The 18,354-nt window shown below is 60.2% G+C and carries 21 protein-coding genes and 1 tRNA gene; 17 read left to right on the top strand and 5 right to left on the bottom strand.

What is annotated here, in order from left to right; genetic code table 11:
- The first annotated feature begins 34 nt into the window (after window positions 1-34).
- The 9 genes from QR290_RS10165 to QR290_RS10205 all read left to right on the top strand — a co-directional run bounded on the left by QR290_RS10165 (window position 35) and on the right by QR290_RS10205 (window position 7,095).
- Window positions 35-553 (top strand): ankyrin repeat domain-containing protein, encoded by a 519-nt coding sequence (locus tag QR290_RS10165; RefSeq protein WP_085608799.1) that lies wholly within the window; start codon window positions 35-37, stop codon window positions 551-553.
- A gap of 76 nt (window positions 554-629) precedes the next feature.
- Window positions 630-1,160, top strand: coding sequence for a hypothetical protein (locus QR290_RS10170; protein ID WP_011333215.1), 531 nt, complete (start codon window positions 630-632; stop codon window positions 1,158-1,160).
- A gap of 71 nt (window positions 1,161-1,231) precedes the next feature.
- Window positions 1,232-1,423, top strand: coding sequence for a PLDc N-terminal domain-containing protein (locus QR290_RS10175; RefSeq protein WP_007959984.1), 192 nt, complete (start codon window positions 1,232-1,234; stop codon window positions 1,421-1,423).
- Window positions 1,424-1,557: 134 nt separating this feature from the next.
- The gene (gene speE, locus QR290_RS10180) at window positions 1,558-2,433 is read left to right on the top strand and encodes a polyamine aminopropyltransferase (RefSeq protein ID WP_007959983.1); all 876 of its coding nucleotides are present in this window, start codon (window positions 1,558-1,560) and stop codon (window positions 2,431-2,433) included.
- Between the two features lie 216 nt (window positions 2,434-2,649).
- The gene (locus tag QR290_RS10185; protein WP_007959980.1) at window positions 2,650-2,883 is read left to right on the top strand and encodes a hypothetical protein; all 234 of its coding nucleotides are present in this window, start codon (window positions 2,650-2,652) and stop codon (window positions 2,881-2,883) included.
- A gap of 210 nt (window positions 2,884-3,093) precedes the next feature.
- Entirely contained in the window at window positions 3,094-3,441 is a 348-nt protein-coding gene (locus tag QR290_RS10190) for a ribonuclease E inhibitor RraB (RefSeq protein WP_007959978.1), read from the top strand.
- A 475-nt stretch (window positions 3,442-3,916) separates the two neighbouring features.
- Entirely contained in the window at window positions 3,917-5,326 is a 1,410-nt protein-coding gene (locus QR290_RS10195) for a circularly permuted type 2 ATP-grasp protein (protein WP_039769936.1), read from the top strand.
- 12 nt (window positions 5,327-5,338) lie between these two features.
- Window positions 5,339-6,289, top strand: a complete 951-nt coding sequence (locus QR290_RS10200; protein ID WP_007959974.1) for an alpha-E domain-containing protein — start codon at window positions 5,339-5,341, stop codon at window positions 6,287-6,289.
- Window positions 6,286-7,095 (top strand): transglutaminase family protein, encoded by an 810-nt coding sequence (locus QR290_RS10205; RefSeq protein ID WP_007959971.1) that lies wholly within the window; start codon window positions 6,286-6,288, stop codon window positions 7,093-7,095. Before QR290_RS10200 ends, QR290_RS10205 begins: the two co-directional genes overlap by 4 nt.
- A gap of 14 nt (window positions 7,096-7,109) precedes the next feature.
- Here the strand turns inward: QR290_RS10205 and QR290_RS10210 are convergent, their stop codons facing one another.
- On the bottom strand, window positions 7,110-7,895 hold the full coding sequence (locus QR290_RS10210; RefSeq protein ID WP_289205280.1) for a c-type cytochrome: 786 nt from the start codon (window positions 7,893-7,895) through the stop codon (window positions 7,110-7,112).
- A gap of 624 nt (window positions 7,896-8,519) precedes the next feature.
- On the opposite strand from QR290_RS10210, the gene QR290_RS10215 reads away from it, so the two are divergent.
- The 3 genes from QR290_RS10215 to QR290_RS10225 all read left to right on the top strand — a co-directional run bounded on the left by QR290_RS10215 (window position 8,520) and on the right by QR290_RS10225 (window position 12,705).
- Entirely contained in the window at window positions 8,520-9,725 is a 1,206-nt protein-coding gene (locus QR290_RS10215) for an acetyl-CoA C-acetyltransferase (RefSeq protein WP_115077115.1), read from the top strand.
- A gap of 17 nt (window positions 9,726-9,742) precedes the next feature.
- Window positions 9,743-11,887, top strand: coding sequence for a 3-hydroxyacyl-CoA dehydrogenase NAD-binding domain-containing protein (locus QR290_RS10220; RefSeq protein WP_289204824.1), 2,145 nt, complete (start codon window positions 9,743-9,745; stop codon window positions 11,885-11,887).
- Between the two features lie 95 nt (window positions 11,888-11,982).
- On the top strand, window positions 11,983-12,705 hold the full coding sequence (locus QR290_RS10225) for an amidotransferase (RefSeq protein ID WP_011333222.1): 723 nt from the start codon (window positions 11,983-11,985) through the stop codon (window positions 12,703-12,705).
- A 42-nt stretch (window positions 12,706-12,747) separates the two neighbouring features.
- Here the strand turns inward: QR290_RS10225 and QR290_RS10230 are convergent, their stop codons facing one another.
- The 3 genes from QR290_RS10230 to QR290_RS10240 form a co-directional block, all read right to left on the bottom strand.
- Window positions 12,748-13,719 carry a magnesium and cobalt transport protein CorA gene (locus tag QR290_RS10230; RefSeq protein WP_007959954.1) on the bottom strand — a complete coding sequence of 324 codons (972 nt, stop codon included), beginning with the start codon at window positions 13,717-13,719 and terminating at the stop codon, window positions 12,748-12,750.
- Window positions 13,720-13,853: 134 nt separating this feature from the next.
- Window positions 13,854-14,576 carry a 1-acylglycerol-3-phosphate O-acyltransferase gene (locus tag QR290_RS10235; RefSeq protein ID WP_045121916.1) on the bottom strand — a complete coding sequence of 241 codons (723 nt, stop codon included), beginning with the start codon at window positions 14,574-14,576 and terminating at the stop codon, window positions 13,854-13,856.
- A 216-nt stretch (window positions 14,577-14,792) separates the two neighbouring features.
- Window positions 14,793-15,482 (bottom strand): crotonase/enoyl-CoA hydratase family protein, encoded by a 690-nt coding sequence (locus tag QR290_RS10240; protein ID WP_115077117.1) that lies wholly within the window; start codon window positions 15,480-15,482, stop codon window positions 14,793-14,795.
- A gap of 307 nt (window positions 15,483-15,789) precedes the next feature.
- On the opposite strand from QR290_RS10240, the gene QR290_RS10245 reads away from it, so the two are divergent.
- A tRNA-Ser gene (locus QR290_RS10245) sits at window positions 15,790-15,879 on the top strand.
- A 153-nt stretch (window positions 15,880-16,032) separates the two neighbouring features.
- Window positions 16,033-16,353 (top strand): YbjQ family protein, encoded by a 321-nt coding sequence (locus QR290_RS10250; protein ID WP_007959944.1) that lies wholly within the window; start codon window positions 16,033-16,035, stop codon window positions 16,351-16,353.
- 42 nt (window positions 16,354-16,395) lie between these two features.
- Here QR290_RS10250 and QR290_RS10255 read toward each other — a convergent pair whose 3' ends face one another.
- The gene (locus QR290_RS10255) at window positions 16,396-16,674 is read right to left on the bottom strand and encodes a hypothetical protein (protein WP_115077118.1); all 279 of its coding nucleotides are present in this window, start codon (window positions 16,672-16,674) and stop codon (window positions 16,396-16,398) included.
- Window positions 16,675-16,916: 242 nt separating this feature from the next.
- Here QR290_RS10255 and QR290_RS10260 point away from each other — a divergent pair, with 242 nt between their 5' ends.
- From QR290_RS10260 to QR290_RS10270, 3 genes are all read left to right on the top strand, one after another.
- The gene (locus QR290_RS10260) at window positions 16,917-17,105 is read left to right on the top strand and encodes a hypothetical protein (RefSeq protein WP_085701198.1); all 189 of its coding nucleotides are present in this window, start codon (window positions 16,917-16,919) and stop codon (window positions 17,103-17,105) included.
- A gap of 310 nt (window positions 17,106-17,415) precedes the next feature.
- Entirely contained in the window at window positions 17,416-17,784 is a 369-nt protein-coding gene (locus QR290_RS10265; protein WP_115077119.1) for a glycine zipper domain-containing protein, read from the top strand.
- 137 nt (window positions 17,785-17,921) lie between these two features.
- On the top strand, window positions 17,922-18,344 hold the full coding sequence (locus tag QR290_RS10270) for a glycine zipper domain-containing protein (protein WP_289204825.1): 423 nt from the start codon (window positions 17,922-17,924) through the stop codon (window positions 18,342-18,344).
- Window positions 18,345-18,354 lie beyond the last annotated feature (10 nt).

An 18,354-nucleotide genomic window follows, 5' to 3' on the forward strand; every position in this document is an offset into this window, starting at 1 on the left:
GGCTTTTCCGATTGACCGAAAGTGGAGTTGCCCCATGTCCGACCAAAGCCGCCAGATGACCCCCGAAGAAGCTGCCGAATTCACCGAGCAGGTATTCAACAAGGCGCGCGAGGGCGATGCGGTGATGCTGGATCGCCTGATCACGGCCGGCCTGCCGGTGAACCTGACCAACAGCAAGGGCGACACCCTGCTGATGCTCGCCAGCTATTACGGTCACGTGGACGCGGTGCAAGTGCTGCTCAAGCACAAGGCCGACCCGGAGCAACGCAACGGCAACGGCCAGAGCCCGATTGCCGGCGCGGCGTTCAAGGGTGATCTGGCGGTGGTCAAGGCATTGGTTGCCGGTGGGGCGCAGATCGAAGGCGCATCCTTCGATGGCCGCACGGCGCTGATGATGGCGGCGATGTTCAACCGGGTTGAAATCGTCGATTTCCTGATCGACCAAGGCGCCGACCCGAAAGCCAAGGACGCCAACGGCATCACCGCGCTGGACGCGGCCCGCACCATGGGTGCTGTGGACACGACCGCGCAGCTGGAAAAACTGCTGGGCTGAACCCGCTCTGTGGCGAAGGCGAGAATGCGCTATCCTTCGCGCCCTCAAAATTCCCTTCGCCACAGGATCCGCCCCCATGAAAGCCGCACTCGCCGAACTCATCAGCAAAATCAGCTCTGGCTGCATGGGCGAAGACGAGATCCTGAAGGTCGCTGACGAAGCGGCACAGGCCTACGCCGATGCCGACGCTTTTCTGACCGCCAACCCGGACATCAACTACGACGACACTTTCCCGATTCCGCTGGGCGAGTGGGTCGTGGTCGGCAGCCTGCCGGAGACCGTGCTGTTCCAGGCCGACACCTACGTTGACTTGTTCGCGCAGATCGTTGCCTCGTTCGGGCCGGGCGTCGAGTTCAACCTCAAGCCCAAGCAACTGGCCAAGACCGAAGCCCTGACCGCGCTCAACCGCATCCAGGTGCAGATGAGCAGCCTGAACAAGGAAAACGGCGGTTACACGCTGATGAACTTCAGCCAGTTGCTCGACGACGAGCTGCAAGTGGTGCTGGTCTACGGCAACGACGTACCGCGCGTGCTGGAACTGTGCGCCGAAGTCGGCATTGCCGCCGCGCCGTCGCTGGAAGCCCTGAAGGTCGCCGTTCACGTCTGAACGCAATAAAAGGGAACCCTGTGCGCGACCGTCTATCCTAAAAGTGCATGCCACTATTCTGGAGCGACACCATGGGTTCCACGTTCAACGGCCTGGTCGGCCTGATCATTCTTGCGCTCGACATCTGGGCGATCATCAATGTGCTGAAAAGCGGCGCCGAGACCGGGATGAAAATCCTCTGGGTGCTGCTGATCATCCTCCTGCCGGTGCTGGGCCTGATCATCTGGGCGATTGCCGGGCCGCGGGGCAATGTGCGGATCTGACCGTTCGCACCCTGGTTGGGGCGGGCCGATGAACTGAGGTTCGACCTGTCATCTTCGGCAACGTAGAATGCGCGCCTTTCCCGGGCAATCGAACCTGACGATTGGCGCCCGCGCATTCATCGGAGCACTTCACCATGACCGTCACCAAGACCAGCGAATACCTGGAAACCCTCTACGAAGGCTACGGCCAGCGTTTTCGCATGGAAAAACTGCTGCACGAAGTGCGCACCGAACACCAGCACCTGGTGATTTTCCAGAACCCGCGCATGGGCCGGGTGATGGCGCTGGACGGCGTGATCCAGACCACCGAAGCCGACGAATTCATCTACCACGAAATGCTCACCCACGTGCCGATCCTCGCCCACGGCACTGCCAAACGCGTGCTGATCATCGGCGGCGGCGACGGCGGCATGCTGCGCGAAGTGACCAAACACGCCAGCGTCGAGCACATCACCATGGTCGAGATCGACGGCACCGTGGTCGATATGTGCAAGGAGTTCCTGCCGAACCACTCCAAGGGCGCCTACGACGATCCACGTCTGAACCTGGTGATCGACGACGGCATGCGTTTCGTCGCCACCACCACTGAAAAGTTCGACGTGATCATTTCCGACTCCACCGACCCGATCGGCCCGGGCGAAGTGCTGTTCTCGGAAAACTTCTACCAGGCCTGCCACCGCTGCCTGAACGAGGGCGGCATCCTCGTGACCCAGAACGGCACGCCGTTCATGCAGATCGAAGAAGTGAAAACCACCGCTGGCCGCCTGCGCAGCCTGTTCCCGGACTGGCACTTCTATCAGGCGGCCGTGCCGACCTACATCGGCGGTTCGATGACCTTCGCCTGGGGCTCGACCAACCCGGCCTACCGCAAGCTGAGCCGCGAAGTGCTGCAACAGCGCTTCATCGGCAGCGGCATTGTCACCCGCTACTACAACCCGGAAATCCACATCGGTGCTTTCGCCTTGCCGCAATACGTGCTGCAAGCGGTGAACAAGCCAAGCAACGACTAAAAACACCGTAAAACCCCTGTGGGAGCGGGCTTGCTCGCGAAGGCGTCTTATCATTCAACGTAGAGTTGACTGATCGTTCGCTTTCGCGGACAAGCCCGCTCCCGCATGGATAGCTTTTTTTTCATGTTCGGCGGATGTAAACCTTTTGAACGATCATTCCTGACAAAAGTCGAGATAGGTGTAAGCCCACTTGCGGGTTTGATCGAGGAGGCTCCGATGTCAAAGTGGAAAGTCACTTTCGTGGACGATCATGGTGAAACGATCGACGAAGTCTTCGAGTGTGAGGAATGCCCCAGTCATGAACGGGCAGCCCGCCTCATCAAGGAACGATTGCTGCCGGTCGCCGCAGAGCTTGACCTGAACGATCTGGAAGGGCGCACCGCCGATGCCGGCGTAAAAAGCCTGAAAACCCAGAACAGCATCGAAATCCGCAGCATCACCCCAATCTGAATCTTCTTTTACATTGCTTACCAGGCCTTGGCAGCGGCTCTATCTTGGGGCTACTCTGCAAGCGAGATCAGCGAACGGATCGCTAAGGTCTGGTCTTGTCAGCTACATGCTTGTTTCCCGCCGGCAACGCGGTTGCCGTAAGCACCCGGGCCCTGTGGGCCAGTGCAGGGAATACGGAAAGTCTATCCATCTATGCGAGGGGGACGATTCATGAGCACAGCCTATCAAGAAGACATCAGCAGCAGCGTGCTGCGCCGCATGAAAGAAGGCGGTTTCGATTTTTCCCGATTCCATCCCATCGAGTTCTACGCCATTTTCCCGGACGAGGAGCGGGCGCGCAGGGCGGCAGGCAAATTTCGCGGTGAATCCATCAATGCCCAGGTCAGTGCGCGCGACGACGGCGCCTGGTCGCTGGAATTGAGCAAGGTGATGTACGCAACCTACGACGACATTGGCGATTTCGAGCAGGGCTTTTCGGCGGTGGTCGAGCCCTTGGGCGGCATCATCGAAGGCTGGGGCGTGAAACAGGAGATCCGCAACCGGCACCGTTTGAACTGATTACTCTCGCAACACGTCGAGCTACGGCTGACCTTCGGGTCGGCCGTTGTCGTTTCTGCCACCCCGAAAGTGCATGGCAAAACCCTGAAACAAGAAACCGGCGCAAAAAAAAGCCACCTGAAAGGTGGCTAAAAGGGAAGACCGGAAGGAGAGGAAACCGGTCAGGGTTACGGCCGGGAGGGCTGCAGAGGCAGTCGGATCAGTGAGGCTGCGTACTTCGTCAGCGACGATTTTGCAGCGGATGCGCGGATTATCCGCAGCCGCCGGCGGGCAGTGAAATCAACTCTGACTATGCTGGTGATAGGCGACGGGACTGCGTCGCAATGAAGCGGGGGCGATCAGGTTGGGGCATTTGTCGCACAGGAATGGTGCGGTGCGTGTGGCGTGAATATCCAACCGGTTGAAATCAAAGCGTTTATGCCGATGGCACGGGCCTTGCGAAGGCCTGTATGTCCGGGGTGACAAGGAGTACGGCATGATCCGCACCTATTTTGATGAAATGTACGATGCCGGCGGCCAGATCCGCCCGCATTACCGGGAGTTTGCCCGCTGGCTGGCCGAGACGCCTGACGAACTGCTGGCCCAGCGGCGACGCGAGGCCGATCTGCTGTTCCATCGTGCCGGGATCACGTTCACGCTCTACGGGGACGAGCAAGGAACAGAACGCCTGATTCCCTTCGACACCATTCCGCGCAGCATCCCCGCCAGCGAGTGGCGGATCGTCGAGCGCGGCTGCATCCAGCGGGTCAAGGCGCTGAACATGTTCCTCGCCGACCTTTACCACGAGCAACGCATCATCAAGGCCGGGATCATTCCTGCCGAGCAGGTGCTGGCCAACGAGCAATACCAGTTGGCGATGCAAGGGCTGGATCTGCACCGCGATATCTATTCGCACATCTCCGGCGTCGATCTGGTGCGCGACGGCGACGGCACGTATTACGTGCTCGAGGACAACCTGCGCACGCCGAGCGGCGTGAGCTACATGCTCGAAGACCGCAAGATGATGATGCGCCTGTTCCCCGAACTGTTCGCGGCCCAGCGCATCGCCCCGATCGACCATTACCCGAACCTGCTGCTCGACACTCTGAAAAGCTCAAGCCCGATCGACGACCCGAGTGTCGTGGTGCTGACACCGGGACGGTTCAACAGCGCGTTTTTCGAGCATGCGTTTCTCGCCCGGGAAATGGGCGTGGAACTGGTGGAGGGCGCGGACCTGTTCGTGCGCGACGACAAAGTCTTCATGCGCACCACCGACGGCCCGAAAGCGGTAGACGTGATCTACCGCCGGCTCGACGACGCGTTCCTCGATCCGCTGGCGTTCCGCCCGGATTCGATGCTCGGCGTGCCGGGGCTGCTGTCATCGTATCGCTCCGGCAATGTGGTGCTGGCCAATGCCATCGGCACCGGCGTGGCGGACGACAAGTCGGTGTACCCGTTCGTTACCGAGATGATCCGTTTCTACCTCGACGAAGAACCGATCCTGAAGAACGTGCCGACCTGGCAATGCCGCAATCCGTCTGAACTTTCCCATGTACTGGCCAATCTTCCGGATCTGGTGGTCAAGGAAACCCAGGGCTCCGGCGGTTACGGAATGCTTGTGGGGCCGGCGGCGACAACCGCGGAAATCGATGCGTTCCGCGAGCGGATCAAGGCCAAGCCCCACGCGTACATCGCGCAACCGACGCTGTCGCTGTCGACCTGTCCGACCTTTGTCGAAAACGGCATTGCGCCGCGCCATATCGACCTGCGCCCGTTCGTATTGTCCGGCCGCGAAACCCGGGTCGTGCCCGGCGGTTTGACCCGTGTCGCCCTGCGTGAAGGCTCTCTGGTGGTGAATTCATCCCAGGGCGGCGGAACCAAGGACACCTGGGTGGTCGAGGATTGAAGGAAGCCTGCCATGTTAAGTAGAACTGCCTCGGATCTGTACTGGATGTCGCGTTACCTGGAGCGGGCGGAAAACCTCGCACGGATGCTCGATGTCAGCTATTCGCTGTCGCTGATGCCGCAGGACGGCCGTGGCGACGGTCTGCACGAACTGGCGATGCCGCTGCTGATCACCGGCACGCTGGACGATTACCTGGAACGTCACGGCGAGCTGCATGCCGAGCGCTTGCTGCACTTCTTCGCCCTCGACGCGGCCAACCCGGCGAGCATCTACAGCTGCCTCGGCGCGGCGCGGGCCAGCGCCCATGCGGTGCGCGGGCGAATCACCGCCGACATGTGGGAAAACATCAACGCCACGTGGCTGGAGATCCGCGGGATCGCCAATCAGGGCCTCAGCCGTTACGGCATGAGTCGATTCTGCGAGTGGATCAAGGAACGTTCGCACCTGTTTCGGGGCGCGTCCTACGGCACCATCATGCGCAACGACGCGTTTCGTTTTATTCGCCTGGGGACGTTTATCGAGCGGGCGGACAATACGCTGCGACTACTCGATGCTCGCTACGAAATGGCCGGGGATCAGGCGGAAGCGGTCAGCGACGGCACCGCTCACGCCTATTACCAGTGGAGTGCGCTGTTGCGGGCGCTGTCATCGTTCGAGGCCTACACCGAGATCTATCGCGATGCGCCCGGCGCCCGGCATGTCGCCGAGCTGCTGCTATTGCGCGCCGACGTACCGCGTTCCCTCCGGGCCTGCACCGAGGAAATCGACCAGATTCTCGCGCAGTTGCCGGGGGCCAACGGTCGCCCTGCACAAAGGCTGGCGGCAGAAATGGACGCGCGTCTGCGCTACACCGGCATTCAGGAAATTCTCGAGGAAGGGCTGCACGCCTGGCTCACCGAATTCATCCCGCTGGTGCGCCAGCTGGGCAACGCCATTCACAGTTCCTACCTGGAGGCCGCATGAGACTTTCCATCAGCCACGAGACCACCTATCACTACGAAGATCAGGTGCGCGCGAGCATCCAGTACCTGCGCCTGACACCCCACGACAGCGAGCGTCAGCACGTGCTGAGCTGGCAGCTCGACCTGCCGCGCCCGGTGCGCGCCCAGCTCGATCCGTTCGGCAACATCCTGCATGTGTTGACCATGGATGAGCCCCACGAAGCGATCATCATCGGTGCCCGGGGGCAGGTCGATATCGACGAGTTGCGCGAAGCCGAGCATGAGAGCCAGTCGGCGCTGCCATTCCTGCGGTTCACCCGGCTGACCGAGGCTGACGAGGCGCTGCGGGCGTTTGCCGAGAAATCCTGCAAACAGCGCCGGGACCGCAATGCACTGATCGACCTGATGCATGGGCTTAACCAGCACATGACCTACAAGCCGGGCGCCACCGAAGTCGACACCAGCGCCGCCGAAGCGTTTGCCGGGCGGGCGGGTGTTTGCCAGGATCACGCTCATGCGTTTCTGGCCTGCGCGCGCAGCCTTGGGGTGCCGTCACGTTATGTGTCGGGTTATCTGTACAGCGAGGATTGCGAGCATCTGGCCAGCCACGCCTGGGCCGAGGCCTGGATCGATGACGCCTGGTACAGCTTTGACGTGACCAATGAGCTGGCGCGGCCGGAGCGGCACCTGAAACTGGCGGTGGGTCTGGATTATCTGGATGCCTGCCCGGTGCGCGGCATGCGCCGGGGCGGCGGTTCAGAGCAGATGCACGCGAAGGTGCTGGTGTCGCCGACACCAGCGCCAATCATCTCGGTGCAGCAGCAGTAAACGACTTGGTTGATTTACTTGGCGGGCGCAATCTTGCGCCCGGCCATGTGCTGCAAATACCCCACCAGTTTCTGCAGATCCGCATCCGGCAACACTTCGGCGTAAAACCCCGGCATCTTCGCCTGCGGCCACTGGCGCAGACTCTGCGGATCGCGGATGTAGCGCTTGAGGAAGTCCGCGCCGAAGTACTCGGTCGGGTTATAGGGAATATTCAGGTCCGGCCCGAACTGCGCATCCCCCGCGCCATTCAGGCGATGGCAGGCCAGGCAGTTCTTCTGGAACAGCGCAAAGCCCTGATTCACCGGGTCATCGGCCTTCAACGCAGGATCCGGCAGCAGGGCAGGGAAGCGCTCGGCCACCGGCGCCATGCGCTTGATGCTCGCCACTTCGAACGGCCATTGTTCCGGGCTGATATTGCCGGCCTGCGGATCGGTCCACACCAGATAGAACGGCCCGGCGCTGTGCTTGCCTTCCGACAGCGGCGGCCAGGGCTGTGCCGGATCTTCAATGGCCAGCCAGGCGTGTGAGCCTTTGTTGTTCAGTAGCGGCGCGGCGGACAGCTCTGCGGCAAAACCGTCCAGTGCCACGGCTTGCAGGTGATCTTCGGGTTTGATGCCGGTCAGCAGCGCGGCAATCGGCACGGCGCGATAAGTCATGTCCTTCTTGTAGGACACATCATTCTTGACCGTGAGGGTTTGTACCTGAGGATGCTTGAGCAACTCCTCGGTCTGCCAGGTGCGGCTGCTCGCGCCCAGCTCCAGGTTCAGCTGCGCGGCAGACAGGGGCATGCTCAGCAGCATGGCCCCGAACAGAATGAGCGTTTTCAAGTGATCGCCGTCCGTGTCGTGGAAGTGCGCAAAGGTTGGCACAGCCACGCTGGCCCGGGTAGCGGGCCAGTCACATTTTCAGTGGCGATGAACAATACCTGCCGCTTGAATCAGCCGATGACCTTGGTCAGGTTCGGCAGAATCAACAACAGCGTCGTGGCGAAAAGAATGAGCCCTGCTTGACGAACTTTCGGTTGTTTGAACATGGCTTGACCGCCTTTTTTGTTATTTCCTGATACCTGCCTGCATATCCATGACGGCAAGCGCTGCACTTCCTGTAGCGAACGCCTGTCTCGGCAAAACCCGACGACAACGACGTACATCTTCACCTTAGGGCCCGCGTCACGCTTCGCTTAGATCCATTTCGTATGTATTTGCTACCGGCCGCGATTAAAAAGGCATGAGGCCCATTGCCAGCTTCTTTGCCGCCCGTTTGCTAGACAGCTCGCGCACCTGAACCGGTTAATCAAAACACCGATGACCGTCCGTCTGAGCGTGCGCGTCAACGTCATTGAGCGCTGTGGTCATTGAATCCATGGCCTGCGAAGACAACAGTGACAGCACGAATTTCACTCACCGCACAGGTTCGAGGACGTCATGACCCAAGCTTTGATTTTCGACGCGTTACGCACGCCCCGTGGCAAGGGCAAGGCCGACGGTTCGCTGCACAGCGTCAAACCCGTGAACCTGGTGGCCGGGCTGCTGAGCGCGTTGCAGACGCGCACGGAGCTGGACACCAGCCAGGTCGATGACGTGGTGCTCGGTTGTGTCACGCCGATTGGCGATCAAGGCTCGGACATTGCCAAGACCGCCGTGCAGGTGGCCGATTGGGACGTCAGTGTTGCGGGCGTGCAGATCAACCGCTTCTGCGCCTCGGGGCTGGAAGCGGTGAACCTCGGGGCGATGAAAGTGCGTTCCGGGTTCGAAGACCTGGTGGTGGTGGGTGGCGTCGAATCCATGTCCCGCGTGCCGATGGGTAGCGACGGTGGCGCTTGGGCGCTGGATCCGCAGACCAACCTGCACAGCCATTTCACACCACAAGGTGTCGGCGCCGACCTGATCGCCACCCTTGAAGGTTTCAGCCGGCAGGACGTCGATGCCTACGCGCTGCACTCGCAGCAGAAAGCCGCCCGTGCCCGGGCTGACGGTTCGTTCAACAAGTCGCTGGTGCCGGTGCAGGATCAGAACGGCATCATCCTGCTCGATCACGATGAATTCATTCGCGCCGAGTCGACCCTCGAAGGGCTGGGCAAGCTCAAGCCGAGTTTCGAAATGATCGGCCAGATGGGTTTCGACGCCACGGCATTGCGGGTCTACAGCCATGTCGAGCGGATCAACCATGTGCACACGCCGGGCAACAGTTCGGGGATCGTCGACGGCGCGGCGCTGATGCTGATCGGCTCCGAAGCGAAGGGGCGCGCGTTGGGCCTGCAACCCCGGGCACGGATTGTCGCCACGGCGGTCACCAGCACCGACCCGACCATCATGCTCACCGGCCCGGCGCCGGCCACTCGCAAAGCGCTGGCCAAGGCCGGGCTGCGGGTGGAGGACATCGACCTGTTCGAGGTCAACGAGGCGTTCGCCTCGGTGGTGCTGAAGTTCATCAAGGACATGGCCGTCGACCCGGACAAGGTCAACGTCAATGGCGGCTCGATCGCCATGGGCCATCCGCTGGGCGCCACCGGCTGCGCGATCCTCGGCACCTTGCTCGATGAACTGGAAGCCCGGCGCCTGCGCTACGGCCTCGCGACGTTGTGCGTCGGCGGCGGTATGGGCATCGCCACCATCATCGAACGCCTCTGACCCCAAGGAATCCTGTCATGACCCAAGCCATTCGTTACGAAAAAGGCCAGGACGGCATCGTTCTCCTGACCATCGACATGCCGGGCCAGAGCGCCAACACCATGAACGCGGTGTACCGCGAGGCCATGGCCGACAGCGTCGCTCGACTGCAGGCGGAAAAAGATGACATCGCCGGGGTAATCATCACTTCGGCCAAAAAGACCTTCTTCGCCGGCGGCGACCTGAATGAACTGATCAAGGTCGGCAAGCCAGAAGCCAAGGCTTTCTATGACATGGTGCTGACCCTAAAGGGCCAGTTGCGCACCCTGGAAACCCTCGGCAAACCGGTGGTCGCGGCGATCAACGGCGCGGCGCTCGGCGGTGGCTGGGAAATCTGCCTGGCCTGCCACCACCGCGTGGCGCTGGACGATGCGTCGGTGCAGCTCGGCCTGCCGGAAGTGACCCTCGGCCTGTTGCCGGGTGGCGGTGGCGTGGTGCGGATGGTGCGCATGCTTGGCATCGAAAAGGCTTTACCGTATCTGCTCGAAGGCAAGAAAGTCCGTCCGCAACAGGCATTGCAGGCCGGATTGATCGATGAGCTGGCGGCGGATCGCGATGAGCTTCTGACCAAGGCCCGTGCGTGGATTCTGGCCAACCCTGCGGCTGTGCAGCGTTGGGATGTGAAGGGCTATCAGATTCCCGGCGGCACGCCGTCGAACCCGAAAGTCGCGCAGATGCTGGCGATTGCGCCGTCGATCCTGCGCAGCAAAACCCAGGGCACGTTGCCGGCGCCGGAGAAGATTCTCTGTGCTGCGGTGGAAGGCGCACAGGTGGATTTCGACACAGCGCACCTGATAGAGACCCGTTATTTCACCGAACTGACCACCGGCCAGATCTCGAAAAACCTGATCGGTACGTTCTGGTTCCAGCTCAATGAAATCAATGCCGGCGGTTCGCGTCCGCAGGGTTTTGCACCTTATGTGACCAAGCGTGTGGGCGTGCTCGGCGCGGGCATGATGGGCGCCGGGATCGCCTATGTCAGCGCATCGGCAGGGATTGACGTAGTGCTCAAGGACATCAACCTCGCGGCTGCGGAAAAGGGCAAGGCGCATTCGGCGGCGTTGCTGGACAAGAAAGTTGCTCGCGGGCAGATGACTGCGCAGCAGCGTGAAACGGTTCTGGCGCGGATTCATCCGACCGAAAGCGACTCCGATCTGGCGGGTTGCGATCTGATCATCGAGGCGGTGTTCGAGGATCGTCAACTCAAGGCCAAGGTCTCGGCAGCAGCGCAACAGGTGGTCGGGGCTGACGCGGTGATTGCTTCCAACACGTCGACCTTGCCAATCACTGGTTTGGCCACTGCAGTACCGGATCAAAGCAAATTCATCGGCCTGCACTTCTTCAGCCCGGTGGAAAAAATGCCGTTGGTGGAAATCATCAAAGGCGCGCAAACCAGCGAAGAAACCCTCGCACGCGGGTTCGATTTCGTACTGCAAATCAAGAAAACCCCGATTGTGGTCAACGACAGTCGCGGCTTCTTCACGTCGCGGGTGTTCGGCACCTTCACTAATGAAGGCATTGCCATGCTGGGTGAGGGCGTCAGTGCGCCGATGATCGAGACCGAAGCCCGCAAGGCCGGCATGCCTGTCGGACCGCTGGCGATCTCCGACGAAGTTTCCCTCAGCCTGATGAGCCATATCCGTCAGCAAACGGCCAAAGACCTTCAAGCAGAAGGGAAACCGCTGATTGAGCACCCGGCGTTCGCCGTGATTGACTTGCTGCTCAACGAATACAAGCGGCCGGGCAAGGCAGCGGGAGGCGGTTTTTATGAGTACCCGGCGGGTGGTCAGAAACACTTGTGGCCCGAGCTGAAAACCCGTTTCGAGAAAGCCGACGGGCAGATTTCACCGAAGGATGTGCGTGATCGGTTGCTGTTCGTGCAGGCCATCGAAACCGTGCGTTGCGTGGAGGAGGGCGTGCTGGCCTCGACGGCGGACGCCAACGTCGGCTCGATCTTCGGCATCGGTTTTGCGGCATGGACGGGTGGCGCGTTGCAGTTCATCAATCAATATGGCGTGAAGGACTTTGTTGCGCGGGCGCAATACCTGGCGGAACAGTACGGCGAGCGTTTTGCACCGCCAGCGCTGCTGCTGGAGAAGGCTGCGAAAGGCGAGTTGTTCTAACGGGCTGGGGACGCATTTCGGGGCTTGCCTTGCCGGGTGGTTTCAAGGCAGGCTCTGGGGTGTGCATTATTCCCATCACGTGTCAGGTATTTTTTATGTCGCTACGCATCTGCATTCTGGAAACCGACATCCTGCGTCCGGAACTGGTCGATCAATATCAGGGTTACGGGCAGATGTTCCAGCGCCTGTTCTCGCAACAGCCGATCGCCGCCGAGTTCACGGTGTACAACGTGATGCAGGGCGATTATCCGAGTGATGACCTGACCTTTGATGCTTACCTGGTCACCGGCAGCAAGGCCGACTCGTTCGGCACTGACCCGTGGATCCAGACCCTCAAGCAATACCTGCTGACCCGCTACGAGCGTGGCGACAAACTGCTCGGCGTGTGCTTCGGCCATCAGTTGCTGGCACTGCTGCTGGGCGGCAAGAGCGAGCGCGCTACGCAAGGCTGGGGTGTCGGCATCCACAACTACAAACTGGCGGCCAAGGCACCATGGATGAGCCCGGTGCGCGAGGAGCTGACGCTGTTGATCAGCCACCAGGATCAGGTGACGGCGCTGCCGGAGAACGCGACGGTGATTGCTTCCAGCGATTTCTGCCCGTTCGCCGCGTACCACATCAACGATCAGGTGCTGTGCTTCCAGGGGCATCCGGAATTCATTCACGATTACTCGAGGGCGCTGCTGGATCTGCGTCAGGAAGCGCTGGGCGAGCAGGTGTACAGCAAGGGCGTGGCCAGTCTGGAGCATCAGCACCACGGCACCACAGTTGCGGAATGGATGATGCGTTTTGTGGCGCACAAGCCGACCGCTGCTTGAACCCGAACGCCCTCGTGCCTTGCACGGGGGCTTTTTTTTAACTTACAGCCAGCCCGATTTCTTGAAGCTCGCCCACAGGCTCACGCAGCCGACCGTGATAAATCCCAGCACGCCGAAATAGCCGTAATGCCAGCTCAGCTCCGGCATGTTCTGGAAGTTCATCCCGTATATCCCCGCCACCGCCGTCGGGAACGCCAGAATCGCCGCCCAGGCCGCGAATTTGCGTTGCACCACGCTCTGCCGTGACGCCTCCAGCAACACGCCGATTTCGATGGTCTGGCTCGCGATGTCGGCCAAGGTGGTCAGATCTTCCATCTGCCGGTTCACGTGGATCTGCACGTCGCGAAAGTACGGGCGCATGTTCTTGTCGATGAAAGGGAAGCTCAGCTTCTGCAGTTCCTCGCCGATTTCCACCATCGGCGCGGCGTAGCGGCGCAGGCGCAGGACATCGCGACGCAGGCCGTGCAGCTTCTGGATGTCGTACTCATTCAGTGCGCTGCACAACACGTTGCGTTCCAGTTCATCGATCTCGGCGTGGATCGCTTCGCCCACCGGCTGATAGTTTTCGATCACGAAATCCAGCAGCGCATACAGTACGAAATCTTCCCCGTGTTCCAGCAACAGCGGTCGCGCCTCACAGCGTTGACGGACATGGGCGTAGGACGCCGAGTGACCGTTGCGGGCGGTGATGATGTAGCCCTTGCCGGCAAAGATATGGGTTTCGATGAATTGCAGAATGCCGTGTTCGCGCACCGGCGAGTAGGTGACGATGAACAGCGCGTCGCCGAAGGTTTCCAGCTTCGGCCGGCTGTGTTTTTCCAGGGCGTCTTCGATGGCCAGTTCGTGCAGGTTGAACTGGCGTTGCAGGTTGGACAGTTCCTGGGCATTCGGCTCTTCGAGGCCGATCCAGACGAAGTGGCCAGTCTTGGCGGCCCAGGCCGCGCCTTCGTCGAGGGAAATATTGGTGACTTTCTTACCGGCGCTGTAAACCGCAGCAGCAACAACTCGACCCATGGTGGTGGTTCACTTCTTCTTGGCAGATGGCAGGGGAGGCATGGCTTCAGCTTAGCCGTGTCGTTGCTTGAGAGTCAGTGAAATCTGCACAGTTCACCGGGCAAAAGAAAACCCGCACAGGGCGGGCTTCTTTTTCACGCGGCTTGCAGTTGCCGATCCATCGCATCGATGCATTCACGCATCTGCTCGCGACACTGGTTGATGAGCATGGGCATGTCGTCCATGGTCAGACCGGCGGTAGGAATTGCCGGCAGCGAGCGTATGAGAATTTTCCCGCTGTGCCAGCGGTTCAGACGCATGTGCTTGATGTAACTGCTGACACATACCGGGACGATCGGCACTCCAGCGGCAATGGCCATCTGGAACGCGCCTTTCTTGAACGGCAGCAATTCTTCACCCAGGTTGCGAGTGCCTTCCGGGAACACCCAGATCGAGGTGTCTTTGTGCTGCAAGGTGTCGGTGGTGGTCAGCATCGATTGGCGCGCCTTGTGCGCGTTCCCACGATCAATCAACACATTGCCCGCCAGCCAGAACAGCTGCCCGAACAGCGGCACCCACTTCAGGCTCTTTTTACCGATGCACACCGTCCGGCGCGGCACCACGTTGCCGAACACGAACAGGTCATAGTTGGACTGATGGTTGGCGATGATTACGCAGCTGTCGGGCTTGTTCATCAACGGGCCTACATCGGCTTTCACTCGCAGACGCAAAATGCACATGGCCGGCAGAGCATAGAGACGGGCGCACAGGCGACTGTTGTCCGGATTGAACGGGCGGCACAGCCCGAGGATTACTCCGAGGATCCCCGCCAGAATAAAGTGCAGGCCCATCAATAACATACGAAACACAAACAGCATTTTCAGGCCCATCGGGACAAAAGGTGGCGCAGTGTACGGATGTGCACTGTTTTCGGCAATTGCCGCTATAGAGTCCGGAGATGGGCGATGTTTAAGCGCATGTTTCCGACTTGTTGGTCAGAGGCGTCCTAGAGCTGCCGCAGCGTTTTCAACAAGTCGCGTAAGAAAAAGCCCGACACGACGGTCGGGCTTTTCTGAATCGGGGCGAGCCGGGTATCAGCCCAGATGCTCTTGATCCTGGATGATCGCGTTGTCCAGGGTTTCCAGCAGCGCCTTGCGCACTTTCAACTTGGTGTTCTTGTGCGCGGTCATGTTGATCTTCTTCAGCTGACGCGCGACGGCAAGGGCGGCGCCTTGCAGCTCTTCGGCCGCGACCACTTTGTCGAGGAAGCCGGCATCCACTGCGCTTTGCGGATCGAACATCTCGCCGTTGATCACCGAGCGATGGAAGGCCGAGCGACGCAGACGATCACGAGCCAGCTCAATGCCGGCGTGATGCATGGTCATGCCGATCTGCACTTCGTTCAGACCAATGCTGAACGGGCCGTCGACACCGATGCGGTAGTCGGCAGACAACAGAATGAACGCGCCTTTGGCCACGGCATGACCCGGGCAAGCAACGATCACCGGGAAGGGGTGCGACAGCAGGCGACGGGCCAGGGTCGAACCGGCGGTCACCAGGGACACGGCTTCTTTAGGGCCGGCAGTCATCACTTTCAGGTCATAGCCGCCAGAGAGAATGCCCGGCTGGCCGGTGATGATCACAATGGCACGATCCGCCACCGCCTGATCCAGCGCCGCGTTGAAGGCTGCGATGACGTCCGGGGAAATGGCGTTGACCTTGCCGTTGCTCAGGGTCAGGGTCGCGATACCGTCTTCGAGGTGGTAGGCAATCAGGTCGCTCATGGCGCAATTCCTTATAAGAAAGATGGGCAGACGTTACCCACGGTCGCCGATCAGGTAAAGCACTGTGACTGACCCGCCGGTCACCGTTTACAGCCCGATGCACTGCAACGCGCCCCGCGCCTGACGGCTCCAAGCCTATATAGAAGGGCCGCGCCCACCCAAGATTGGCCGGATCGTCATGGCCTATAGACGGTGGAAGCAACTTTTTCTCTTAACCGCATGAAAATTCTGAAAAAAAGTTTGCCATCAGAAAAGCTTTCGACTACATTAGCGCGCCTCGACAGACAGAACATGTTTGAAGAGATACGGTGAAGTGTCCGAGTGGCTTAAGGAGCACGCCTGGAAAGTGTGTATACAGGAAACTGTATCGAGAGTTCGAATCTCTCCTTCACCGCCAAATTCGATGTAAACAAAACCCCTGGTTTCGAAAGAAGCCAGGGGTTTTGTGCATTCTGGCGCCGGTATTTTTTGGTCACAGAGACGGATTCGGCTTCCTTTTGCCGGGGCATTACAATCGCGGTTTTATCCGGCATGTAAAAGGACGACCTCCATGATCATTTCCACCACCCATTCCATCGAAGGCCGGCAGATTACGGCGTACCTGGACATCGTCAGTGCCGAGTCGGTGCAGGGCGTGAACGTGATCCGCGATATGTTCGCGGGCATGCGGGATTTTTTCGGTGGGCGTTCGCAGACGTTGGAGCGGGCGTTGAAGGAGGCGCGTGTTCAGGCGACTGACGAGATCAAGGAGCGCGCGCGGGCCTTGCAGGCGGATGCGGTGGTCGGGGTGGATTTCGAGATCAGCATGCCGGCAGGGAAGGGTGGCATGGTTGTGGTGTTTGCGACCGGTACGGCGGTCAAGTTGCGTTGAGGCTTGTGAGCCCATGCAACGGAATGGGCTCTTTGCTGAGAATCAGCCCTGTGGTTTGAGCAGGACAGTGCCTTTCGAGTCGTAGGTCAGCGGCGTATCGATAGCGACGAGAGGCGGGGTATCGCCTGGTTGAACTGGCTGAACCGGGTCCGGGTGGTAGATAACGCCAGGCTGCAACGGACTCGGTCCGGTCGGCTGCTTGATGACGATTTCACCCGAAGCGATCTTTTCCTTGAGTTTCTCCGCCCCGGCTTTGCCGGCGGCGATCTGCTCGTCCGTGAGCTTTACAACAGGCATCTGTGGGAATCCTTTGATTTCCATGTTCTCTCCTTGAGATTCATTGCGCAGGAAAAAGGGCAGCGGCCGGTCGCCGGGAATCTTTAGCGACGCGGGACCAACGGTTCGTCATTGTGTTTAATTTCCGTAGGCCATTCGTCGGGCTCCGGGTGATCTGAATCACAAGTCCAGGAATGACCGGCTAGTCTCAAAAGCCTTGGAGGTCGATATTTTTTCAGGCAAAAGGGTTTGCCGGTGTCGGCCCGCATTTGAAAAGGGGTGAAGAGATGACTGATCCGTACATCGAAGACGACGGGGCGGAATTTCCATTCAACAATTGCGTGCGCTGCGGCCAGACGGAGTATCAGGCCGGGTTTGGCGAGGATCCGGTGCAGACCGGCAAGATCAAGTCCACGGCACCCAAGGGACCTAAAGCAAAATTTCTGCCCAAGGTGACGACACGTTCCAGGAAGTAATCCGGATGCCACACAGCCCCGCCATTGAGCGGGGTTTTTTGTTTCTATTTTTTGAGAAACGCCCTACAGAAATTGCAGATTTGTCTGGTTTCTTTCACAAACTTTTCACACCTGCGTTAGTAGGGTGAAGCCATCCGTTAGAAAGCAAGTCTCCAGCCCGTCTCCCCAGCGGGCTTTTTTTTGCCCGCCATAAAACCTTTTCCGTATTCGCTGTCCAATCGGCGCCAAGTGCGCTGCAACGCTGGACATTGCCGCGGCAACAGCATTCAATCTGCGCCCTTTTTTATTCCTTCTGTTGAGGTTTTTCGTCATGCGTTTAACTCTGCCTGCTCTGGTTCTGGGGCTTCTGGTTGCTCAAGGTGCAATGGCTGGTGACGGTACCGCCGCACTGGGTGGCGGTCTGGGCGGTGCGCTGGGTAACGTGGTTGGCCAGAAAATGGGCGGTAGCAGCGGCGCGGCCATCGGCGCCGGCCTGGCCGGCGCGGCTGGCGGTGCGTTGGCAGCGAAGAAAGGTGCTCGTACCAAGGCAGCCATCGGCGGCGGCGTCGGTGCGGCAGGTGGTTCGGTCATCGGTAACAGCCTGGGTGGCAAGACTGGCGCCACTATCGGTGCTGGTCTGGGCGGCGCAGCCGGTGGCGCGGTGGGCAGCAATCTGTCCAAGGGTCACAAGCGTCACTGATTGCCAACGCTTGACTGAAGAGGCCCGGCTTTATGCCGGGCCTTTTCGTTGCTGAACGTTTTTCCCGGATACGCCTCCAATACCACATAGCCCCCTGCGCGGGCATACCGTCCCGATCCGGGACCTGTGAGGTCTGTATGCGATTGACATTATCCGCATTGGTTTTGGGATTGTTCATGACCCAAGGCGCTATGGCCGCCGGTGATGGCACGGCCGCCGTAGGTGGCGGATTGGGTGGCGCGTTGGGCAATGTGGTCGGCGGCCAACTCGGTGGCAGCACTGGTGCTGCGGTGGGTGCTGGCGTTGGCGGTGCTGCCGGCAGTGCCGTCGGAGCGAATAAACGCAACCGCACGGAAGCCGCCATTGGCGGTGGCCTCGGCGCCGCAGGCGGATCCGTGGTCGGCAACAGCCTCGGCGGCTCCACCGGTTCGACCATCGGCGCAGGGCTGGGCGGCGCGGCGGGTGGTGCGGTCGGTAACAACCTGGGGGACGATGGCGGCAAGTCGCATTCCGGTGGTGGCCACAAGCACAAGTACAAACACAAGAACCGTCATCGTTGAGTGATGGGTT

This window comes from Pseudomonas fluorescens, assembly GCF_030344995.1.
GTDB lineage: Bacteria > Pseudomonadota > Gammaproteobacteria > Pseudomonadales > Pseudomonadaceae > Aquipseudomonas > Aquipseudomonas fluorescens_BF.